We start from the raw sequence: 21,069 nt of genomic DNA, 5'->3' as shown, positions 1-21,069 counted from the left end.
CAATAGGCATACATTTAGACTTAGGTATGGCCTATTGCTTTTTACAAACTGAAATTATCTGTCCAGCGCAACGGGATAGTAAACCTTACCATATTTGGAAAACTCACTTAAATCCATCTTTTCCCAAAAAATGGCATAGATTGCAGCACCAGAACCTGACATCGAGGAGTATATTGCCCCTTTATGATACAAAGCATCTTTAATTTCTTTGAGCATGGGATAATGCTCAAAAATAGATTCTTCAAAATCATTTCGAATATGGAATTTCCATTCCTGAATAGGCAGTCGGATAGCCTCTTCCAAATTAACATCTGAGGGCATCGGTTTCACGCCACTGTAAGCTTCGGCTGTAGAGACATGGATATCAGGCATAATAACCGCGATATGGTATTCATTCAGATCAAGCGGTATCTCTTTAAAATCTGTCCCTATACCAGTTGCAAACACGGGTGTATTTGCAATAAAGAATGGGCAGTCTGCACCCAATTGCGCAGCATATCTCCTTAACTGTGTACTTGTCAAATTTAGATTAAACAGCTCATCAAGTCCTTTCAATACAAAAGCTGCATCCGCAGATCCACCTCCCAATCCAGCTCCAATTGGAATTTGTTTGATCATATCAATCCTAACAGCAGGAATGTCAAATTCTCTTTTTAACAATGCATGAGCCTTTACACAGAGATTATCTGCGGAATCCCCGGGTATGTGGTTCCCCTGTATTGTCAGCGTGGAATTTTCTGCATCTGTCTCCAGTATCTCTATAATATCATAGATTGGTAAAGGATAAAAAATGCTATTCAATTCATGATAGCCATCCGATCGCCTGGCAATCACCTGCAGTCCAATATTTATTTTAGCATTTGCAAAGAGTATCATACGATATCGTCTAAATCAACACTTAAATTCTATATTAATTTAATAGCTCACCAATGAGGAGATTGTGTCACTAAATCGAGACAATCTGCCCTTTGCTTTGAGAAAATCCAATGAAATGATAAAACTATAGGCCGCAATTACCCCACCCAATTTTTCAATAAGTTTGCTTGCTGCGACGACAGTTCCGCCCGTTGCCAATAGATCATCATGGATCAAAATACGACTACCTTTTTCGAAGGCGTCTTCATGGATTTCTATCGTTGCCTGGCCATATTCTAGCGCATAAGATTCAGAAATTGTTTTAAATGGTAATTTTCCTTGCTTACGAATTGGAATGAAGGGCAACCCTAATCTGTTGGCCAGTAAAAACCCGAAAAGAAATCCACGGCTTTCGATACCTGCAATAGCATCAATTTCTATTCCTTGAAGTTGGTCAATAATCGCGTCGATCATTTCATTGCAAAGTTCAGCATCTTTCAACAAGGGGGTAATATCTTTGAATACAATACCCGGCTTTGGAAAATCCACAATATCCCGGATTTCCAGTTTCAATTTATCTTGAATCATTCTCAAATATTAAATACGGAGCGATTTTAGCAATAGCAAGATCTGAAAGTGTACCTATCTTGGTAAAATCTTCTATATTAGCATAATTGCCATGTTGATCTCGATAATTAACTATTAATTTCGCATCCTTTGGGCTAAGATACGGATGTTTGCCCAATGAATTGGCATCAATCTGGTTAATATTGATTTTTTTGATTCCTTCTAAATTAGACACCGTAATATAGTCCTTAATGAGGTCATATGTTTCCGGAGTGATTCCATATACCTCCTTTAACTGCTCTATCCTATAGAACCCCCCAAGCACTTCTTTATATTTCAAAATGCGTTTAGAAAGAATTGTACCAATACCTTTGAGGCTCATCAAGGCTATTGTGTCACAGGTATTAAGATCTATAAGTTCGGCATGATTGGTTTCAAATTTATCGTAAAGCAAGGGGGCCTTAGCTACCGTACTTGGACCTGTTGTCTCCACTTTAATACGGATAAAGGGTTCTAGTTTTTTGTATAATTTTGCATTGATGGAATACATTTTCCTAACATCATTTTTATCTTTAAACCGGCCGCCTTTTTTCTCGTAATTCTTGATAACGGCAATTTGCTTGTCCGAGAGGCCAAGCTCGCGCCATGCTTCTACAGATAAATTATTGGGATCAAAATAAAATAGCTTAGTATCTACAACGTTATTTTCTATACCGGAATCCGGACCTGAACGAGCTACCCTCTTCTCCAAATGAACATCGGCGACCTTAAATTTCTTATTTGAATAATCCTCGGTATCAGTTGAATCATGAAATGACTGTTCAAAAACCCGCGCTTGATGAGCAATCGGGTCATTTTTATCCTCTCTACTAACAAGGGAATATATAATACTAAAGACGATGATTATCACCAATATAACAAAGAACCCATTTTGCTCTGTTTTGTTAAATTTAAAATAAGTCAATAGCCTTTTCATAAGCTGTTAGGGATTGGGTTGTATAAATTTAATAAATTAGAAGGAAAATAAAAAGAGAGGTATTAAAAAAAACACCTCTCTTTTGTTATAAATATTGTACCGAAATAACTTTATAACACCGATTTATCTACTTTTTCCACTTTACTACCATCCTTTAGCGTTTTAGAGATCGCATCAAATGGTCGAGAAACGACTTGATCTCCTTTTTTCAATCCGGATAGAATAATAATGTTTTTATCATCTTGAATTCCGGTTTTAATAGGAACTTGTTTTACCGTTTGATCTTTTAACACAAATACATATTCCTGTATCTTCTTATTTGTATTCGTAGAATCTTTATCATCTGATCTTACAGTAACCGATTGGATAGGTACTACCAAGCCCTTATCATGTTTTGTGAAAATCTGTACAGTAGCAGATAATCCGGGTTTGAAGGGCGAAGCGACATTTTCTTTGATCAAATCCTGATAAGATTCTGCGCTAATACGCACCTTTACATTAAAATTTGTGACTTGATCCGTCGATGAGGTTGCTGCAGTTGTGGTTGCGATATTTTTGGATGAGCTAGCAATTTCGGTAACAACACCTTTAAATTTTCTATCTTGAAAAGCATCCACTTCAATTTCAGCCTGATTACCTACTCTGACGTTGTTGATATCATTCTCATTGACATCAACATTTACTTCCATCGAAGACATATTGGCGATGCGCATAATTTCAGTACCAGCCATTTGTGCTGTTCCCACCACACGCTCTCCCTGTTCGATAGACAATAAAGAGATAATACCGTCTGTCGGAGCATAAATGGTTGTTCTATTCAGGTTATCCTGCGCTTCTTTGACAGAAGCTTGTGATTGATCGATACCATATCTACTTGATTTTACAGTCTCTCTTTGCGCCTGAATGGCAGCAAGAGTCGAAAAGTACTCAGAAGAACTCTTATCCATTTCAGCTGCGGAAATAACCCGTTTTTCAAAAAGCTCTTGGTTTCTCTTGTAAGTTGCAGCTACATTTTTGAAATTTTCTTCCTGTTGTTTTAATTGTTGTTGTGCAGCAGCGAGATTGGCACGCTGCGAATTCATTGCTGCTACAGAGCGATCATAGCCGGACTGTAAGATATCAGGTTTGATCCGACAAAGTACTTGCCCTTTTTTTACAAAGTCACCTTCTTTGATATTTAGTTCAACAACCTCACCTGAAACTTCCGAACTCAGCTTAACTTCTATTTCAGGTTGTATTTTTCCACTGGCAGACACCAATTCATCTACATCCGTTTCCTTCACAACGTCTACAGCGACTTTAGTAATCTCTCCTTTTCCAAACCAACCGGCTTGAAAGCCGATCAAAACAAAAATTGCCAGGAGCGCTACGACTATTAATAGAATCTTTACTACACTACGTTTTTTCTTTGCCATTGTTTTTGTTAATCAAATAGGTTAATTGTTGTCGAATTGAATTGGATTTCCTAAGTAATAATCAATAATCTTAGATCTGAATATTACGTTATATCTTGCTTGAATCAGATCAAATTCCGCTTTGTTCCGTTCGGTCTGCGCGGTAAATAGTTCCAGGGAATTTGCCATTCCGATATCGTATCGTTCTTTGGTTGCTTTGTAAGCAGTTTCAGCACTTTCGAATGCTGTCGTTGCCGAAGTATATTTTTGTTTGGCGGCATTAACGTCCAAAACAGCTTGGCTAACGGCCTTATTTAAGTTGTTCTTTGCCAATTGCTCAGCAGCCTCGGCCTGTTTTAAACCAATCTTAGCTTTCGCGACGTTAACCTTATTCTGATTCTTAGAAAAAATTGGTACAGCAAGTGACAAACCAGTGAAAAATGATTTGTTGTCCGATATCTGTTGGCTAAAAGGCACACGATATATCGTTGTGATATCTAATGGGTCCGTTTGCCTAGTTGTCGCTGAAGAATAATTTGTACCATAGCTTACACTCAAATTAAGCGTTGGGTAATACCCTCCTTTGGCAATATCGATTTGCTTTAATGCAGCATCCTTATCTAAAGCAGATTTATGAATATCTGGTTGTCTTGTCAATGCTTTCTGATATACATCCATCGCATTTTTATCTACTGCATTTAGCAAAACAGACTCTAAACTTGGGCGTTCTAAAGAAATTACCGTTTCGGAAGGCATTTCCATCAATTGTTTCAAAGTTAACAGGGACATCTCGTACGAATTCTTCAAATTTACTTTGTTCAATTCATTCGTAGCGACCTGATTTTTTGATTTTGCAAGATCAGCAATAGTCTTATTCCCCACAGAAAACTGAATGGAGTCTAATGAGAATTGTTGTTTCGATAATGCAATCTGATCTTCACTTGCTACCATCAATTCATGGTTGGTGATGGCTTCTAAATAATTCACCAGAACATTTAAAACAAGATCATTTTTTATTTTATCCACCTGTGTGGCTGCTGATTCAAGCTGTAATTTATTCGCTTTTATTTGGTTGACTTGTTGAAAACCTTGAAATATATTCACGCTGGACCCTACCGATCCAGCAGTAGTTCTTGTCCATGCATTGTTGACGATTTGTGCTGAGGTCAAATCGAAGGCAAAACCGTAACGGAAATTTTGATCAACGGAAGCTCTTAAATCAGGTAATAAATTACTTTTTGATTGAAATAAATCCTGAGCAGCGAGATCTTTACTCAGTTCGGCTTGCTTAATTTGCACATTACGTTCCAAAGTCATACGTATAGCTTCGGTTACCCCAACGACCTGTTGAGCTTGGATTAGGTTGTTCGTTCCAAGAAAAAAACCAGTAAATATTACTGCAGAATAATAAAATCTTTTCATGTTCATATGTAGAACCATACAATTTTTATAGATTTGAACTTCATTTATCGGTTATGTATTTTGTCAAATCCCCTTTCTTCCTTCGTTGGTTTTACCCCAGATCGATCTGGCATATGCCTAGGATGGAAAAAAAAGTCTATCTCACTTTTGATGATGGTCCAATTCCTGAAATTACACCTTTTATACTCGATATCCTAAAAAAATATCAGGTCAAGGCAACATTTTTTTGTGTTGGTGAAAATATTAAAAAAAATCCACATTTGTTTCAAAGAATTTTACAAGAAGGACATCAAGTGGGTAATCATACCTACAATCACCTCAAAGGCTGGGATACAAATGACGAGGTCTATATCGATAATGTAACTCAATGTCAGGGGCTAACACAAACCGATCTCTTTCGTCCACCTTATGCAAAAGCAAGAAAATCACAGCTTAAAAAGTTATACAAAAATTATCGTGTGGTCATGTGGGACATCATGTCCGGTGACTTCGATCAAAACCTAAGTCCCGAAAAATGCCTTGAAAACGTACTTCCGAATATACAGAATGGCTCGATCATCATCTTCCATGACAATATCAAAGCCATTCCCCGAGTTGAATACGCTTTACCTAAAACGATTGAATTTCTCCTAGCAAATCAATACCAAATAGCAAGACTCGAATAAACATTAGGGTCTACTTCTTGATAAAACCACTTCAGATTCGTAATATTTACCCACACTCACACTGAAATATCCCAAAACATTATTGGACAGATTTGAAATCGGATTGGAAGGTGAAGCTGCTCCAGGATTAATCATCTGGAAGCTATTCCAATAGTTATATGCGCCCAGATCAATACATTGACGCAAAACCCGGACCCGATCTCCTATCTTGAGGTCTCTATCGCGGTCGATAATATCATGTTGTACTTGCAGTCCATTATTATATTTATCACTGAACACATCGACAAAGCGCAACTCACCCCCATTCACAGACATCTTATACTTATAATAATTTCCGTTTTCTGGAGGATCGTTAAAGACCAGTGTGGGATAATATATGGTGTCTGTAAATATGATCCGTTCGGAAAGCCCTATCGAATCCACATCCACATAGGATGGCACCTTCGAAGTTCCTTCAATTTCTTTTCCATCTGCGGTTTTGACGTACAGTCGATAACTTGACTTTTCCTGTAATCGCAATGTCTTATTGGTATACACACCATCGGCTCCGGGCAAAAAGGTATACATGCGATTATTTTCCAGATTTCTTACATAAACTTCCGCATCTGTTATTGGAGCTAACATTGATTCTTTTAAACTGACGACTTTTTGAATACTGATCTCATGTTGTTGATCCGACACCATTAAATCAGCTGTGATCACCAGCTGTCCTGTGTTTTCAGGTAATTTCAAATCAATTTTATCTTCACAACCAATCAAAGTTATCCAAGCTATGGCGATCAATCCTACTATCTTTCTCATGTTGCGCTAAAATTTAAAGTTCCAAGTAATGGAGGGTATGGTTCCAAACAATGCAATCCTATAGATCTCTGTTACATTGGATTGCCCTTCTTTCTCCCTAAAATCGATCAAATAAGCATTTTTGCGATTATATGCGTTATAAATTCCGAAAGATAAACTGGAGTAAGTGTTTTTTGTACGCTTGATATCATAAGTTGCGGCAAGGTCCAGGCGGTGATAAGCCGGCATACGTTGGCCATTCCGCTTATCATAATAGAAGATCGTTCTATCGTCAACAAAATATTTTCCAGCGGGCATTGTTACAGCATCACCCGTATAATAGACAAAGTTTGCACTTAGATTCCATCTCGGATTCAATTGATATTGTGCGACCACAGCAATATTATGACTCTTATCCTGGCGCGCGTTAAACCACTGTCCATCATTGATCTGATCAAATTGTCTTTCACTTTTGGATAATGTATAACTTATCCATCCACTAAGCCTTCCCAATCGTTTCTTTATAAACCACTCAACGCCGTATGCTCTTCCTTTTCCAAATAGAAGTTCACCATCCAAAAGTTCATTGGCCTGTAGATCCGCTCCATTCCTATAGTCGATCTGATTTTTAAGGTCCCTATAGTAACCTTCTACAGAAAATTCATACCTGTTGGATGCAACGTTTCGGAAATAGCCTAAGGAATACTGTGTTGACAATTGCGGTTTTATGGTATTGTTGCTTAACACATACTGATCTGTGGGCAAGCTACTTGTTGTATTGCTCAACTGATGTAGGTACTGGACATTCGTATTATAAGAAGCCTTTAATGTTGTCAATTCATTCAAGGCGTAGTTCAGAGAGAGACGTGGCTCCAGGTAAACATATTTTTTACCCATTTCTCCACTTCCCACATAAGTTGAATCAACAGCTTCTCCAGCATTATCATAGGTATAGAACATACCCGGTCCTAAAGCGGCATAAGCCGTCGCCCTAACACCATAGTTCAATTTGAATTTATCATTTATCGCCCAATCATCCGAAATGTAAGCTGCAATGTCCAGCCCCTTGCGCTCTTGAATATGCAGTGAATTTACTTTGGAATCTTCACCGGCTTCGATACTTGCTGGACGAATCTTCTGTAAGGCCGCCTGTAGACCAAATTTTAGATTATGGCTGTCTGAGAGGCTATATTGAAAATCTTGTTTAAAGTTATAATTGAAGATATCCGAACGAATCTTGAAATTATTGTCGTCTTCAATCTTCACTTGATAATTAAATTTACTGAATATCAAGGTAGTATTACTGAATAAGCGATTGCTCCAAACATGATTCCAGCGCATCGTTCCGGTTGCATTCCCCCAATTAAAATCAAATAAGTCATGGTATGCCATGGCATCTTTACCGAAATATCCCGATAAATAAAGGGTATTCTTATCGTTAATCCTATAATTCAGCTTGGCATTAAGGTCATAGAAGAATAATGCGCTTTTCTTAATATTCTCATCACTTGAAAGCTTCAGGAATAAATCGGCGTAGGTACGTCTACCGGATATCATAAATGAACTCTTCCCTTTTTGTATAGGCCCCTCGACCTTCAATCGTGACGCTATTAAGCCCAATCCCCCTTCAATATTAAAATGCTGGTTATTTCCATCCAAGGTTGTTATTTCCATGACCGAAGAGATCTTCCCTCCATACTGCGCGGGTACACCTCCTTTATAAAAGTTGACATCTTTGATGGCATCGGAGTTAAAGGTTGAAAAGAAACCAAAAAGGTGAGAGCTATTGTAAACTGGGGCTTCATCCAACAAAATCAGATTTTGGTCTCCACCACCTCCGCGAACATAAAAATTGCTACTTCCTTCGCCTCCACTTGTCACGCCTGGAAACAATTGAATTGTCTTTAAAATATCTTTCTCTCCAAATAATACAGGAACTTTCTCAATCTCCTTCGGGCTAAATTGTGTCAAGCCGGGAGTCAAATCTTTGATCGATTTTCTTCTATTCCCAGTGACAACCACCTCAGCCAATTGATTTTCCTCGGGTACCAATTGTACAATGTAAGTCGAGTCTTTTCCTATTTGGACGGGTAAAACCTTTGTTCTATATCCCATTGAGGAAACTTCCAAGAAGGCCTCCTCTCCACGAAGGGATAGACTAAAAAATCCATATTTATTGGAAGCCGTCGATTTTTTTTCTGTGTCATTACGGACCAAAGCGCCAATAATATTTTCACCACTGATACTATCTCTGATAAATCCCGATATAGATTTAGATTGTTGGCCATAGGATTGCTGTGCGCAAAACAAAATAGAAGAAAAATAAAAAACAACCTTTATAGGTTTAAGCATAACAGATTGAAATCAAAAATTTATTGAAAATAATAAAAAAGCCTTACAATTTGCAAGGCTTAATAATAAGTTTATAATTTGTTAGTCAAGATCTTCTGGAAACAAAAATAGCATTTTATTCATTTAAGCCAAATATTTATCTATTTTTCTTGCTATTTTTTTTCTGGCTGATTGAAAAATTCGTTAAAAAAAGCCATTTGATAGATAATAGAGCGTGACCAATAGGCCCAATTATGTCCACCTTCACTTGTAACAAAGGTGTGGTTGATGTTGTGATACATGAGTTTGTCGTGCAGTGCGACATTGACAGTATAGAAAAAATCCTCTTTACCACAATCAATCATTAGACGAAGTTTATTATTCAGCAATTTCGGAATCATATTGATCACCACTCGATCATCCCAAGCCTGTGGCACATCTGCATAATTGCCGATACGATCCTTAATTTCCCAATTTAAAGGGAAGGGTCTAAAATCAACACCTCCTGCTGTACTACCCGCTGCTCCATAGAGATCCTGATGTTTTATCGCAAGCGATAAAGCCCCATGCCCTCCCATACTCAGTCCGGTAATTGCTCTACCTTTTCGGTCTTTGACTGTCATGTAATGCTGATCTATATAATCAACCAGTTCTTTGGAAACAAATGTTTCATATTGATAATTCCGATCGTTGGCACTATCCCAATACCAACTTCCAAATCCCCCATCCGGACAAACCACCATATATCCATATTGATCTGCCAAAGAAGCTACAGTGGTATTTTTAACCCAATTACTATAATTACCTGAATATCCGTGAAGTAAGTAGAGAACAGGATATTTAGTATTCGCTGAATAATCTTTGGGGAGAATAACGACTGTTTTAATCTCTTTTGCCATGCTCCGACTCGGAATATTCAAGGTATCCACCTTGGCAGCCTTACTAGCCCATACAAAGCAAAATAGAGCAAGTGATAAAAGTAAAATTTGTTTTAAATTCATGATGTTAGCAATTGGTATATATGTTCATTCGATCTATTCAGACCTCTATCAATAATCTGTTTTACTGAATTGAGCTTGTTATTTATCCGCTGATTTAGAAACTTTTTCAAAATAATAAAGATAGGATTTTAAACCAAATGGACGTTCACTAATTGTATAAAAGCCAGTCCCCTTATTATCAAAAGTGATCGCTTCCCCCTGTGGCTCTACTGTATAAGGCACCTCGGTTGGTTTCCGTTGTAGCGCCCCTGCCCAAGATTCCCCCGGTTTTCTCTTCCAATAAAAGATCTGTGTAATATTCTTGATAAGCATCTCTCTTCCTGTTGGATCGATAGCAGAAGCTGTAGCAAAAGTAAAAGGAAGTTCAGCAACTTTGGTTAATGTAAAGTATTGTTGTTGGACACCCTTAAAAACAGCAGCAGCATATACTGTAGAATGGAATTCACGCTTAGAAACGATATACAACATATTATCACGGGGATCAACCATAATGGATTCCGCATCTAAACGTTTTTGCCCCGGAAATTTGACAAATATGGTTTTAATATCTTTTTTGGATATGACGAGCGAATCATTAGCTGAAGGTTCAGGAAATACATACAGGCTTGCCCAAGTCCGCTTCCCAAGATTATTGCCGATATCAGCCAAAACCAGGTAATTTTTACCATTGATTTTGACGCGATCCATATCCTCACAATCAACCACATCCACACCTTCGAGCCTAAACTTTTTGAGTAGCTTGGCCTGACGATTGATCAGATAGATATTTGCACCATCCCCGCTATCATTATGAACCCAAAAATATCCTTCCTCTTGAGCTGCCACAATTCCAGACACTTCTTTTAACTGTGCATCTGTCAATTCGCCTAAGGGGATTTGTGTTTTAAAATAATCCTTGTTATTTTGGGCATATATCCGTAAGCCGGACAAAAAAAGTACGATAATCAACAGTACTTTTGTTCGTGCAATATTCATGTTTAAAGATACGTTTTTATTGATATTTAATGCCCATTATGAAGAAATCCTTTAAATCCAGTTTGTTTTTTATCCCGTTATTTCTATTCCAATATACTTTACAGGCACAGAGCAGTTCGTTTCGGATAAAAGTAAAATCTGGACTTGACAATACGCCCCCCTACCTTGTAAAGTATTACAACAGTAAGGATTGGGAGAATTTTTATGCAAAAATCCAAGAGTTTAATTACAATGCAGGTTTTGAGTATAATATTCGTATAAAAAGGACAAAAACAGCACAAGCGTCAATCTATACACTGGAGGAAATTATTAGCAAATTAAAAGTTGAAAATTCTGAAATCGCCATTTGGGATATCGGTGAGAATTACGTCAATGATCCAGTCTCCGGAAAATTGACCTGCTTACAGATAAAATCCAACAAAAAAAACAAATGGGAATATATTTCGGTACCCATTCTCGGTTTTGATTACCAGGAACACTATCGTTATCGCATCAAAGTAAAGCAAACGAAAGCAAAAGATACCGACAGTATACACTATGAATTGCTTAATATTATTTCCAAAGATAAAGTCACTGAACTTCCTAGCGTCGCCTCATTCCTAGCCAGATTTAAATGGAATTTGCTTCAGTTAAATGGCAAAGATGTAACAAGCAATAGAGCCAGCATTGGTTTCGATGCAAAAAATGGAACGATCGCCGGATCGACGGGCTGTAATAATTTTTGGGGAAATTTCAGCATTAAAGGCAATCTGATAAGCTTTCCGCACTTGGCGAGCACGATGAAGTCTTGCAATGGCCCCAATATTGAAAATGATTTCTTCGCTGTTGTTGAGCAAAAACAGATTCAATTTGATATCGCCGAGCAGACGCTGAATTTATATATCGACGGAAGGTTAGTCATGATCTTCGGCTTGGAGCGTGAATAAAAAAACACCCGAAGTCTGGGGGACTCCGGGTATCTTAGCCATATTATTAACCTATTTTATGAAAAGTATTTATGCCATTTGGAAATGACATAAACAAATATGTGAAATAAAGCGGAAAGAATCGAAAGTACAGCTTCATTTTAACATAATTTTAACACTTTGAAAATATTGAGAAAAATCCGCATAAAAATGATTTTTTTTTGAATATCCCAACCGACAAGATGTCCTATCTTAAACATTTAAAGCATAACGATGATCAGAACATTTTTTACGACAACATTTTTATTATTGGCAACGACACTCCTTGCACAACAGAATCCCATCATTCGTGGAAACTATGCAGATCCAGAGGGTATCATCTATGGAAAAAAATATTGGGTTTTTCCCACCTATTCGGCACCTTATGAAGAACAGGTATTTTTTGATGCTTTTTCCTCATCAGATCTGACTAGCTGGACAAAACATCCCCGGGTACTTCAAAACAATCAGATAACATGGGCAAAAAAAGCGATGTGGGCTCCTGCTGTTCTCGAAAATAAGGGCAAATATTATTTATTCTTTAGTGCAAACGATGTCCATCAGGGCGAAATCGGCGGAATTGGTGTGGCTGTGGCGGACAAACCTGAAGGACCTTATACAGATTTGCTTGGCAAACCGTTGATCAATGACATTATCAATGGTGCGCAGCCTATAGATCAGTTTGTATTTAAAGATAAGGATGGAACATTCTACATGTACTATGGTGGCTGGAAGCATTGTAATATGGTCAAACTCAAACCTGATTTTACGGGCTTGCTTCCATTCGAAGACGGAACCTATTACAAGGAAATTACACCAAAGGATTATGTGGAAGGGCCATTTATGTTTATTAAAAATGGGAAATACTATTTTATGTGGTCCGAAGGTGGTTGGACTGGCCCTGATTATAAAGTGGCTTATGCAATTGCCGATTCCCCATTTGGACCATTTGAACGTATCGGAACAATTCTCGAACGTGATCCGAAGGTTGCTGTCGGCGCTGGGCATCATTCCGTTATCAAAGTACCCAATAAAGACAAATATTTCATCGTCTATCACCGTAGACCATTAGGAAAGAAAGGAGCCAATGAGCGTGTCACCTGTATCGATGAGATGAAATTTGACAAAAATGGTCACATTCTACCCGTCGAAATGACCTTTAAAGGTATCAAATACCCATTAAAATAGATCATTCCTCCCAATAGAGTAAGAGTATACATACAACCAAACCTAAACAGAAGAGCCCCGGTCGTTGATCGGGGCTCTCATTATTTAATTAAGACAATAAGCGATTAAATACCCGCTATTGCATTATTTAATGTCTCTGAAGGACGCATAGCTTTTGTTGCTAATTCGTCATTAGGAAAGTAATAACCACCGATGTTTTGTGCCTGACCTTGTGCTCCGATCAATTCTTCATTGATTTTAGCTTCGCTATCTGTCAATACTTGTGCAACACCTGCAAATCGATTTGCTAAATCTGCATCTTTCGTTTGAGCAGCTAAAGCCTGAGCCCAATATAATGTTAAATAAAAATGAGATCCGCGGTTATCAATCTGCCCGACTCTACGCGCCGGAGATTTATCATTTGCCAAGAATTTCTCTGTTGCTTCGTCTAACGTCTCTGCTAAAACCAATGCTTTAGCGTTATTTTGCGTTTGCGACAAATGCTCCAGAGAAGCACCCAGTGCCAAAAATTCGCCTAATGAATCCCAACGTAAGTAACCTTCCTGAAGAAATTGCTCTACGTGTTTTGGAGCCGAACCACCTGCACCAGTTTCAAACAAACCACCGCCATTCATCAATGGTACAATAGACAACATTTTTGCTGAAGTACCAACTTCCAAAATAGGGAATAAATCTGTCAGATAATCACGTAATACGTTACCTGTTACAGAGATTGTATCTTCGCCTTTACGGATACGCTCCAAGGAGAATTTAGTAGCTTCTATTGGCGATAGAATTCTAATATCCAAACCTGTTGTATCAAAATCAGGCAAGTATTTCTCTACTTTCTTGATGATCTCTCTATCGTGAGCACGGTCTTTATCTAACCAGAATACTGCTGGCGTACCAGACAAACGTGCGCGGTTTACTGCTAATTTTACCCAATCTTGAATAGGTGCATCTTTTGTTTGACACATACGGAAGATATCACCTTCATCAACCTTTTGCTCCATGTATACATTACCTTCGGCATCTACCACACGAATCACACCATTACCAGCAGCCTGGAAAGTTTTGTCGTGTGAACCATATTCTTCAGCTTTCTGAGCCATCAAACCAACATTTGGAACAGAACCCATTGTTTTGGGATCCAAAGCGCCATTTGCTTTACAGTCTTCTATTGTAGCTTCATAAACACCTGCGTAAGAACGGTCAGGAACCATAGCGATCGTATCTTCTTCTTGGCCATCCTTATTCCACATTTTACCACCGATACGGATCATTGCTGGCATAGAAGCATCAATAATCACATCAGAAGGAACATGGAAATTTGTAATACCTTTATCTGAGTTAACCATTGCCAAAGCAGGACCTTGCGCAATCGCAGCATCGATCGCAGCTTTCACTTCTGCTTCTTTTGCATGACCTGCAATTTTAGCATATACTTCACCTAAACCGTTGTTTTTGTTGATCCCCAATTCTTTGAACAAGTCGCCATACGCTGCAAACACATCTGCAAAGTATGTTTCAACCACTGCTCCAAAGATAATAGGATCGGAAACTTTCATCATTGTTGCTTTCAAATGCGCAGATAACAATACACCAGCAGCTTTCGCTTCAGCGATCGCATCAACAACAAAACCTTTCAATGCATTCAAGCTTAAGGTCGAAGTATCAATTACTTCACCCGCTTTTAACGGAGATAGACCTTTTAATTCAGTAACAGCGCCTTGTGCATCCACAAATTCAATTTTGAATTGACCTGCGTTTTCTACTGTTACAGATTGCTCTGAACCATAGAAATCACCAGATGTCATCGATGCTACCTTAGTTTTAGAATCTTTTGCCCAAGCGCCCATCTTATGTGGATTTGCTTTAGCATAATTCTTAACCGCCTTAGGTGCGCGACGATCGGAGTTACCTTCACGTAATACCGGGTTTACAGCTGATCCCAATACTTTCGCATATTTAGCTTTGATGGATTTTTCTTCCTCAGTAGCTGCTTCATCGGGGTAGTTTGGAATAGCATAACCTGCTTTTTGTAATTCGGTAATAGCACCCTTCAACTGTGGAATAGACGCTGAAATATTTGGCAACTTAATAATGTTTGCCTCTGGAGTTGTTGCCATCTGACCCAACTCTGCCAATGCATCGGCAATTTTTTGATCTTCTTTTAAAAATTCTGGAAAGCTTGCAAGAACACGACCTGCTAAAGAGATATCTCTCAATTCAACATCGATATCAGCTGTAGCTGTAATCGCTTGTACAATAGGCAAAAACGAGTAAGTCGCCAACAAAGGTGCTTCGTCTGTTTTTGTCCAAACAATTTTTGATTTGTTTGACATAGTAATCTATTAGAAATATGTTTAATTTTTAATGCTATGTGAAATCAGTGAAAAATCTAATTTTCTCAAAATTTCGCCTAAAGATAAGAATTAATGCTATAAACCATGCGTTAATCCGACCTTTTTGACAATAAAATTGTGAAAATAAATATATTTTGGCAATATAGAATAAGTTTACTTCCATCGTTTTAAAAGACAGCCCTCTTGACATTTCAGTGACGAGATAATACGATTGAAACCCTAATTTAGTCGAACAAAAAAATACAATTAAGCATGAAATCATTCAAATTGAACAATGGAATTGATATTCCAGCAATTGGATTTGGAACCTGGCAAATTCCGGAAGGAGAAGACGCATACCAAGCTGTTAAGGAAGCCCTGGTTGCAGGATATACACATATTGACACTGCGGCAATTTATGGTAATGAGAAAAGTGTCGGCAGAGCGATCAAAGACAGCGGAATAGCTCGTAATACTTTATTTATAACAACCAAACTTTGGAATACTGAACGCGGTTTTGATAAGGCAATAGCTGCATTTGAAAAATCCCTTGCAGACTTGGGATTGGAGTATCTAGACCTGTATTTGATACACTGGCCAGCCAACGAAACTCAGTTTGAGGGTTGGGCAGCGATTAATGCCGATACATGGAAGGCCCTTGAATATTTATACCAACAAGGAAAGGTGAAAGCTATTGGGGTTAGCAATTTCCCGAAAGAATATCTCGTCAAATTATTGGAAACAGCAACGATCATCCCGGCTGTCAATCAAATTGAATTCCACCCCGGTTATCTGCAAGAGGAAACGGTCGAGCTTTGCAAATCAAATGATATTTTGGTGCAGGCATGGTCTCCACTAGGCTCAGGAAGAATATTGCAGGATGAGACCCTGATCGCTTTAGCGGAGCAGAAGTCTACCAGTGTGGGACAGATCTGTATTAAATTTGCACTCTCGCAGGGTATTTTACCACTACCAAAATCTACCAATCCGGCAAATATTAAACGAAACTTGGATATTGATAGCTTCGATCTTACAGAGGAGGATATCAGGATAATTCGGACATTACCAGCAATGGGTTTCTCCGGATCGGATCCTAAAAAAGTAGCATTCTAAATCATCGATAGTATTTCAAATCACATAGAGAGAGTCCTCCAAGTAAATACGCTTTGGAGGACTCTTTTTTTATCTTTTTTTCCACCCCACACCTGTTGATGTTGAATTGTGACAGCAAGTTCGCCAACCACATCCTGCCTGTCCGTCAATAAATTGACACCGCTCAATTATTAACGTTGCTAGTTTTATTCCTTTTAGCTTCGAGTCTATGATTTTAAAATGATTTACAAATTCCAAAAAACAAGAAATACGAGTTTGTCCGCAACAAAAGTTTAGTGTAACTGTTAAAACTCATATAAATACCACGAGGCTTACCCACAGCGTAATGCGTCCCTATATAACAAAGCGTTTGCTGATAAGAAGTAGCATATAATTGAAAAAAAGTATTTGAACCAATTGGTGAGTTGACACGAATAATCTATACCATAGACACTTCCATTTCTAAATTTGAAGCGGGATTGAAGTCTGCAAATGCTGAAGTCAATATTGTATAGGCATCTTACACTATTTTTAAAGAAACCGAAAAGATTTAAATTTAACAACACTATTATGGCAAATTCATTTTTAAAAACAATCAAATCTTCCATTAAACATTGGTATATTCCGCTTATCATTGGAATTCTTTTGATTTTATTGGGTTTCTATACGATATCCACGCCGGTCGCATCCTTTCTCGCATTGAGTATGTTATTTTCCTGGTCATTCATTGTTTCGGGGATACTAGAAATTATTTTTGCCTTACAAAACAAAAATGAGGTTGACGGTTGGGGCTGGTACCTTACCGGTGGTATACTTTATGCCTTATTTGGCATTTTATTGATGACCAATCCCCTGTTATCTGCAGGAACTTTGGCTTTTATTGTCGGATTTTATGCTTTGTTTAGGTCTTTTCAATTATTGTCCTTCTCCTTTGATCTCAAAAACTATGGCAGTAAATCTTGGGGCTGGATTACATTATTTGCGTTACTAGGTATTATTTTTAGTTTTATTTTACTTTGGAATCCACTTTTTGCCGGATTATCTCTGGTAATATGGACCGGGATGGCAATTAGTACAGTCGGTTTTGCTGCCTGTGTATTTGCTTTTCAGTTGAAAAGCCTGAAAAATATCCCCGACAAACTTCCTAACGAATGGAAAGAACGTTACGAGAAATTAAAAGAAGAGTTTGAACAACACAACAAATAAAGGAAGGTATATAAAACAGCTTTCTTTTATGAGAATAAAACCATCTTAAAAGATGGTTTTATTCTTTGATCTCCACAATGCTAAAAGGAACTTTTTCTAAAGGGAAGTCCTGTTGATCTGTTTTCACCTGGCTAATCTTCAAGATCACATCAAGGCCCTGATATATTTCGCCAAAGACTGTAAAATCATGATCAAGTCTAGGTTGCCCACCGTGCGCTAAATATTCCTTGCGCTGTTTTTTACTGTATTTTATACCCTTTTTTGTTTCCAGACTATCGAGATCAGCAGAACTGATCTTCTTTCCAACGACAAAATAGATTTGATTCAAGAAAGATGCTTTCTCAGAATTACCATCACGTCCCGCCCCCAACGCGCCCATTTTGTGAAAAGCACGTTGGTCGAATTCAGCAGCCAAACGGGGTTTGCGGTGCTGGGGGTCTAACGCCTCTCTCCTTTCAATATCTATATCGTGCTCGCCACCCTGCACCACGAAATTTTCGATAATGCGATTAAACAATGCACCTTGATATACAGTATCCTTTATCGACCTTAAAATCAGATCCCGATGATTTGGCGTAAAATCATAAAGTACCACCTTAAATTCTCCAAATGCGGTTTTAAATAACAGCCGTTTTGACTGTGCATTACTACTGCTCATCCAGATGAGCAACAGGCCTATAATCAGTGTGATTTTCTTCATATTTTTTTATAGAATCAACTTTTTCAAAATTTCGTATAAAAATACACTAAATTTCAATTCGAGGAAATCCGTTTATTATTATATTTGGATTATAACAATTCAAATCTATGCAGTATATCCCACACCCCGATCGCTACCAACAGATGATATACAATCGTTGTGGTAAATCCGGTCTACAGTTACCAGCCATTTCTTTAGGTTTATGGCACAACTTTGGAAACGACACAGCCCATCAAACCAAAGTTGACATCTGTACGACAGCTTTTGATCTTGGAATCACGCATTTTGATCTCGCCAATAATTATGGTCCGCCTCCAGGAAGTGCAGAAATTGCATTCGGACAGATTCTTAAACAACAGTTCGCTGGCCACCGGGATGAATTGATTATTTCGTCGAAAGCGGGCTACCACATGTGGGATGGTCCCTATGGCGAATGGGGCAGCAGAAAGTATATTATTTCCAGTTGTGATCAATCTTTAAAACGTCTAGGTACAGATTATGTTGACATTTTCTATTCACATCGCTATGACCCAAACACACCAATAGAAGAAACCATGATGGCGTTGGATCAACTTGTACGGAGTGGAAAAGCCCTTTATATTGGCATTTCGTCTTATAATTCGCAACGAACCAAAGAGGCGTACGCAATATTGAAATCCTTAGGAACACCTTTTATTATCCATCAGCCCAGCTATTCTATGTTAAACCGATGGGTTGAGACAGATGGGCTATTGGACACGCTGGATGAAATCGGTATTGGCTCTATTGTTTTTTCACCACTCGCCCAGGGCATGCTAACGGACAAATATTTACATCATATTCCAGAGGATAGCAGGGCATCACAGTCAAAATCATTGCAGACCAAGTTTTTAAGTGAGGAAAACAGACAGAATATACAGGCACTTCATGCGATTGCACAACGTAGGGGACAGTCTTTGGCTCAAATGGCCATCGCTTGGGTCTTTCGCAAACAGCAAGTGACTTCGGCACTGATCGGTGCATCCAAGCCGCAACAGGTCATAGATTGCGTACGATCGCTCAAAAATCTATCATTTACTCCAGAGGAAATTCATGAGATTGATCTATATGCAAAAGATGGACATATCAATATATGGGCTCAATCCGCGGAGATTAATAAAGGCTAAATCAAGGTATAAATTACTCCTTTACCCTAAAAACGTATTGATTGGCTTCGGATAATCAATACGTTTTTTTACATATAATTTCATTAAATCAACACACATTGATTTAATGCATGATCTTCAAAATTTTTTCAAATGTATTCACATTCCTGCTTGTGAACTTATCTTTCAGAGTTTTCTTACCCAATACTTTTCCGAATGTTGAATCCAATGTATTTCCTTTAGGGACCTGCCAGTAAAACAGCCCATTGATCACTTCTGCTTTTTCATTGTCTACTTTGGCACTTTTATTAAATTCATCCAAGAGAACTTCTTCTATACCATGTAAACCTACAAAACCATAAATATGAAAATCAGAATGTTTTTCAAAGGGAATGCTACTCCAAAATAAACTCGTTTCTTCCTGCGACTTAATGAAAAGGAAGGCTTCATAGGAAAAATAACTCGACATCGCGGCCTCCAGAACAATTTTAAGTTCTTCTGCGGACCTATCCGAAGAAAAAACAATATTTCCGGAAGCCAACACTGAACTCACATGATCCATCCCAGCATCTTTAAATACCTGGCATACATCAACCATCTTCATGTTGGTTCCCTTTACATTTACCCCTCGTAAAAACGCGCAGTATTTCATCTTTTATCGATTTATTAAACTTCATCCATCGGATTCCAAAATATCTTTTTAAAATCCTTGATCCTGAGATTATTTATTCCAACACCTTCGTTCTCCAATTTAGACTGAAACTCTGGAACCGCCAGTACTCCCCCACTTGAAATTACACGATGCGCAGGTACATCTTTGGGACATCCCCCCATTGCTTTTCCAACATGGCGGGAATGATTTGGATACCCCAGCGCTTTAGCAATTGCGCCATAAGTTGAGACTCGCCCTTTTGGAATTAGTCTCGCCAATTCATACACTTGCTGTTTGAATGTTTCGTCCATATTGTATCCATTAGATCTTTAATTCGACTTACCATCAACCCTTAAAGGTCAGGCAGATCAGTAATGATAAGCCAAAATCAATATAATTCAATGTCGACTAAAGATACAAAAAAACAGATGCTTAACGATAGCATGACTAAACTTAAATTGTGGATAAATTTATCCTCAGGCTACATAGTTCCGCGAAAAACAGTGCGTATTTTAATAAAGGAGACAAATTCAAAAGGAAAGCAATACCTGTTCAGATCCTAGACTGGGAAAGATTCATCTAGCATGGCTACAAATTGCTAACAACTAAAAAAGGTCCTTAATAAGTATATTAAGGACCTTTTTACAATTTTGTACGCCAATCAGGATTCGAACCTGAGACCGTCGGTTTAGAAAACCGATGCTCTATCCAGCTGAGCTATTGGCGCGTCGTTTTCGGTAATGCAAAAGTAGACATTTGTTCAACAATTCCAAAATATCATCTGCTTTTTTTTGCGGTTTTTCAATAACTGATTGCTTTTCAACAAGATTATTTTATTGATCTAGGTCAAACAAAAATTTAAAAGCTGCTGTT

At 38.1% G+C, this 21,069-nt stretch carries 19 protein-coding genes and 1 tRNA gene; 6 read left to right on the top strand and 14 right to left on the bottom strand.

From position 1 onward, the window contains the following. Window positions 1–54 precede the first annotated feature (54 nt). The 5 genes from ispE to LC454_RS14800 all read right to left on the bottom strand — a co-directional run bounded on the left by ispE (window position 55) and on the right by LC454_RS14800 (window position 5,214). Window positions 55–876 carry a 4-(cytidine 5'-diphospho)-2-C-methyl-D-erythritol kinase gene (gene ispE / locus LC454_RS14820; protein ID WP_223583270.1) on the bottom strand — a complete coding sequence of 274 codons (822 nt, stop codon included), beginning with the start codon at window positions 874–876 and terminating at the stop codon, window positions 55–57. Window positions 877–915: 39 nt separating this feature from the next. After that, a complete protein-coding gene (locus tag LC454_RS14815; protein WP_120257369.1) occupies window positions 916–1,443 on the bottom strand; it encodes an adenine phosphoribosyltransferase in 528 nt (175 codons plus the stop codon). Next, window positions 1,430–2,386: a helix-hairpin-helix domain-containing protein gene (locus LC454_RS14810; RefSeq protein WP_223583269.1), complete on the bottom strand. Its 957-nt coding sequence runs from the start codon at window positions 2,384–2,386 to the stop codon at window positions 1,430–1,432. The genes LC454_RS14815 and LC454_RS14810 overlap by 14 nt, the downstream gene beginning before the upstream one ends. A gap of 122 nt (window positions 2,387–2,508) precedes the next feature. Beyond that, window positions 2,509–3,813: an efflux RND transporter periplasmic adaptor subunit gene (locus LC454_RS14805; protein WP_223583268.1), complete on the bottom strand. Its 1,305-nt coding sequence runs from the start codon at window positions 3,811–3,813 to the stop codon at window positions 2,509–2,511. A gap of 21 nt (window positions 3,814–3,834) precedes the next feature. Continuing rightward, window positions 3,835–5,214, bottom strand: a complete 1,380-nt coding sequence (locus LC454_RS14800) for a TolC family protein (protein ID WP_223583267.1) — start codon at window positions 5,212–5,214, stop codon at window positions 3,835–3,837. Between the two features lie 122 nt (window positions 5,215–5,336). Here LC454_RS14800 and LC454_RS14795 point away from each other — a divergent pair, with 122 nt between their 5' ends. Beyond that, window positions 5,337–5,879, top strand: coding sequence for a polysaccharide deacetylase family protein (locus tag LC454_RS14795; RefSeq protein WP_410528658.1), 543 nt, complete (start codon window positions 5,337–5,339; stop codon window positions 5,877–5,879). A 3-nt stretch (window positions 5,880–5,882) separates the two neighbouring features. On the opposite strand, the gene LC454_RS14790 is transcribed toward LC454_RS14795, so the two are convergent. From LC454_RS14790 to LC454_RS14775, 4 genes are all read right to left on the bottom strand, one after another. Continuing rightward, window positions 5,883–6,680 (bottom strand): DUF4249 family protein, encoded by a 798-nt coding sequence (locus LC454_RS14790; RefSeq protein WP_223583265.1) that lies wholly within the window; start codon window positions 6,678–6,680, stop codon window positions 5,883–5,885. Between the two features lie 6 nt (window positions 6,681–6,686). Further along, the gene (locus LC454_RS14785; RefSeq protein WP_223583264.1) at window positions 6,687–9,011 is read right to left on the bottom strand and encodes a TonB-dependent receptor domain-containing protein; all 2,325 of its coding nucleotides are present in this window, start codon (window positions 9,009–9,011) and stop codon (window positions 6,687–6,689) included. A gap of 152 nt (window positions 9,012–9,163) precedes the next feature. Beyond that, window positions 9,164–9,991, bottom strand: a complete 828-nt coding sequence (locus LC454_RS14780) for an alpha/beta hydrolase (protein WP_223583263.1) — start codon at window positions 9,989–9,991, stop codon at window positions 9,164–9,166. Between the two features lie 78 nt (window positions 9,992–10,069). Then, window positions 10,070–10,966, bottom strand: a complete 897-nt coding sequence (locus tag LC454_RS14775) for a hypothetical protein (RefSeq protein WP_223583262.1) — start codon at window positions 10,964–10,966, stop codon at window positions 10,070–10,072. A 38-nt stretch (window positions 10,967–11,004) separates the two neighbouring features. On the opposite strand from LC454_RS14775, the gene LC454_RS14770 reads away from it, so the two are divergent. Together LC454_RS14770 and LC454_RS14765 are read left to right on the top strand one after the other, a co-directional pair. Next, window positions 11,005–11,892 (top strand): DUF4377 domain-containing protein, encoded by an 888-nt coding sequence (locus tag LC454_RS14770; protein WP_223583261.1) that lies wholly within the window; start codon window positions 11,005–11,007, stop codon window positions 11,890–11,892. 252 nt (window positions 11,893–12,144) lie between these two features. Then, entirely contained in the window at window positions 12,145–13,098 is a 954-nt protein-coding gene (locus LC454_RS14765; RefSeq protein ID WP_223583260.1) for a glycoside hydrolase family 43 protein, read from the top strand. 104 nt (window positions 13,099–13,202) lie between these two features. On the opposite strand, the gene LC454_RS14760 is transcribed toward LC454_RS14765, so the two are convergent. Then, complete coding sequence (locus LC454_RS14760; RefSeq protein ID WP_223583259.1) at window positions 13,203–15,422, bottom strand: NADP-dependent isocitrate dehydrogenase; 2,220 nt, start codon at window positions 15,420–15,422, stop codon at window positions 13,203–13,205. A 273-nt stretch (window positions 15,423–15,695) separates the two neighbouring features. Here LC454_RS14760 and LC454_RS14755 point away from each other — a divergent pair, with 273 nt between their 5' ends. Together LC454_RS14755 and LC454_RS14750 are read left to right on the top strand one after the other, a co-directional pair. Then, on the top strand, window positions 15,696–16,535 hold the full coding sequence (locus tag LC454_RS14755) for an aldo/keto reductase (RefSeq protein ID WP_223583258.1): 840 nt from the start codon (window positions 15,696–15,698) through the stop codon (window positions 16,533–16,535). Between the two features lie 549 nt (window positions 16,536–17,084). Further along, complete coding sequence (locus tag LC454_RS14750; protein ID WP_223583257.1) at window positions 17,085–17,720, top strand: HdeD family acid-resistance protein; 636 nt, start codon at window positions 17,085–17,087, stop codon at window positions 17,718–17,720. 58 nt (window positions 17,721–17,778) lie between these two features. Here the strand turns inward: LC454_RS14750 and LC454_RS14745 are convergent, their stop codons facing one another. Beyond that, the gene (locus tag LC454_RS14745) at window positions 17,779–18,420 is read right to left on the bottom strand and encodes a peptidylprolyl isomerase (RefSeq protein ID WP_223583256.1); all 642 of its coding nucleotides are present in this window, start codon (window positions 18,418–18,420) and stop codon (window positions 17,779–17,781) included. A 107-nt stretch (window positions 18,421–18,527) separates the two neighbouring features. On the opposite strand from LC454_RS14745, the gene mgrA reads away from it, so the two are divergent. After that, window positions 18,528–19,565: an L-glyceraldehyde 3-phosphate reductase gene (mgrA, locus tag LC454_RS14740; RefSeq protein WP_223583255.1), complete on the top strand. Its 1,038-nt coding sequence runs from the start codon at window positions 18,528–18,530 to the stop codon at window positions 19,563–19,565. Between the two features lie 103 nt (window positions 19,566–19,668). Here mgrA and LC454_RS14735 read toward each other — a convergent pair whose 3' ends face one another. From LC454_RS14735 to LC454_RS14725, 3 genes are all read right to left on the bottom strand, one after another. Continuing rightward, on the bottom strand, window positions 19,669–20,196 hold the full coding sequence (locus LC454_RS14735) for a DUF1697 domain-containing protein (RefSeq protein ID WP_223583254.1): 528 nt from the start codon (window positions 20,194–20,196) through the stop codon (window positions 19,669–19,671). 14 nt (window positions 20,197–20,210) lie between these two features. Continuing rightward, complete coding sequence (locus LC454_RS14730) at window positions 20,211–20,507, bottom strand: MGMT family protein (RefSeq protein ID WP_223583253.1); 297 nt, start codon at window positions 20,505–20,507, stop codon at window positions 20,211–20,213. 342 nt (window positions 20,508–20,849) lie between these two features. After that, a tRNA-Arg gene (locus LC454_RS14725) sits at window positions 20,850–20,923 on the bottom strand. Window positions 20,924–21,069 lie beyond the last annotated feature (146 nt).

This window comes from Sphingobacterium sp. GVS05A (assembly GCF_019969845.1).
GTDB lineage: Bacteria > Bacteroidota > Bacteroidia > Sphingobacteriales > Sphingobacteriaceae > Sphingobacterium.
The sequence above is the reverse complement of the archived record's forward strand: the minus strand, read 5'-3'. Positions and strand labels throughout refer to the sequence as shown.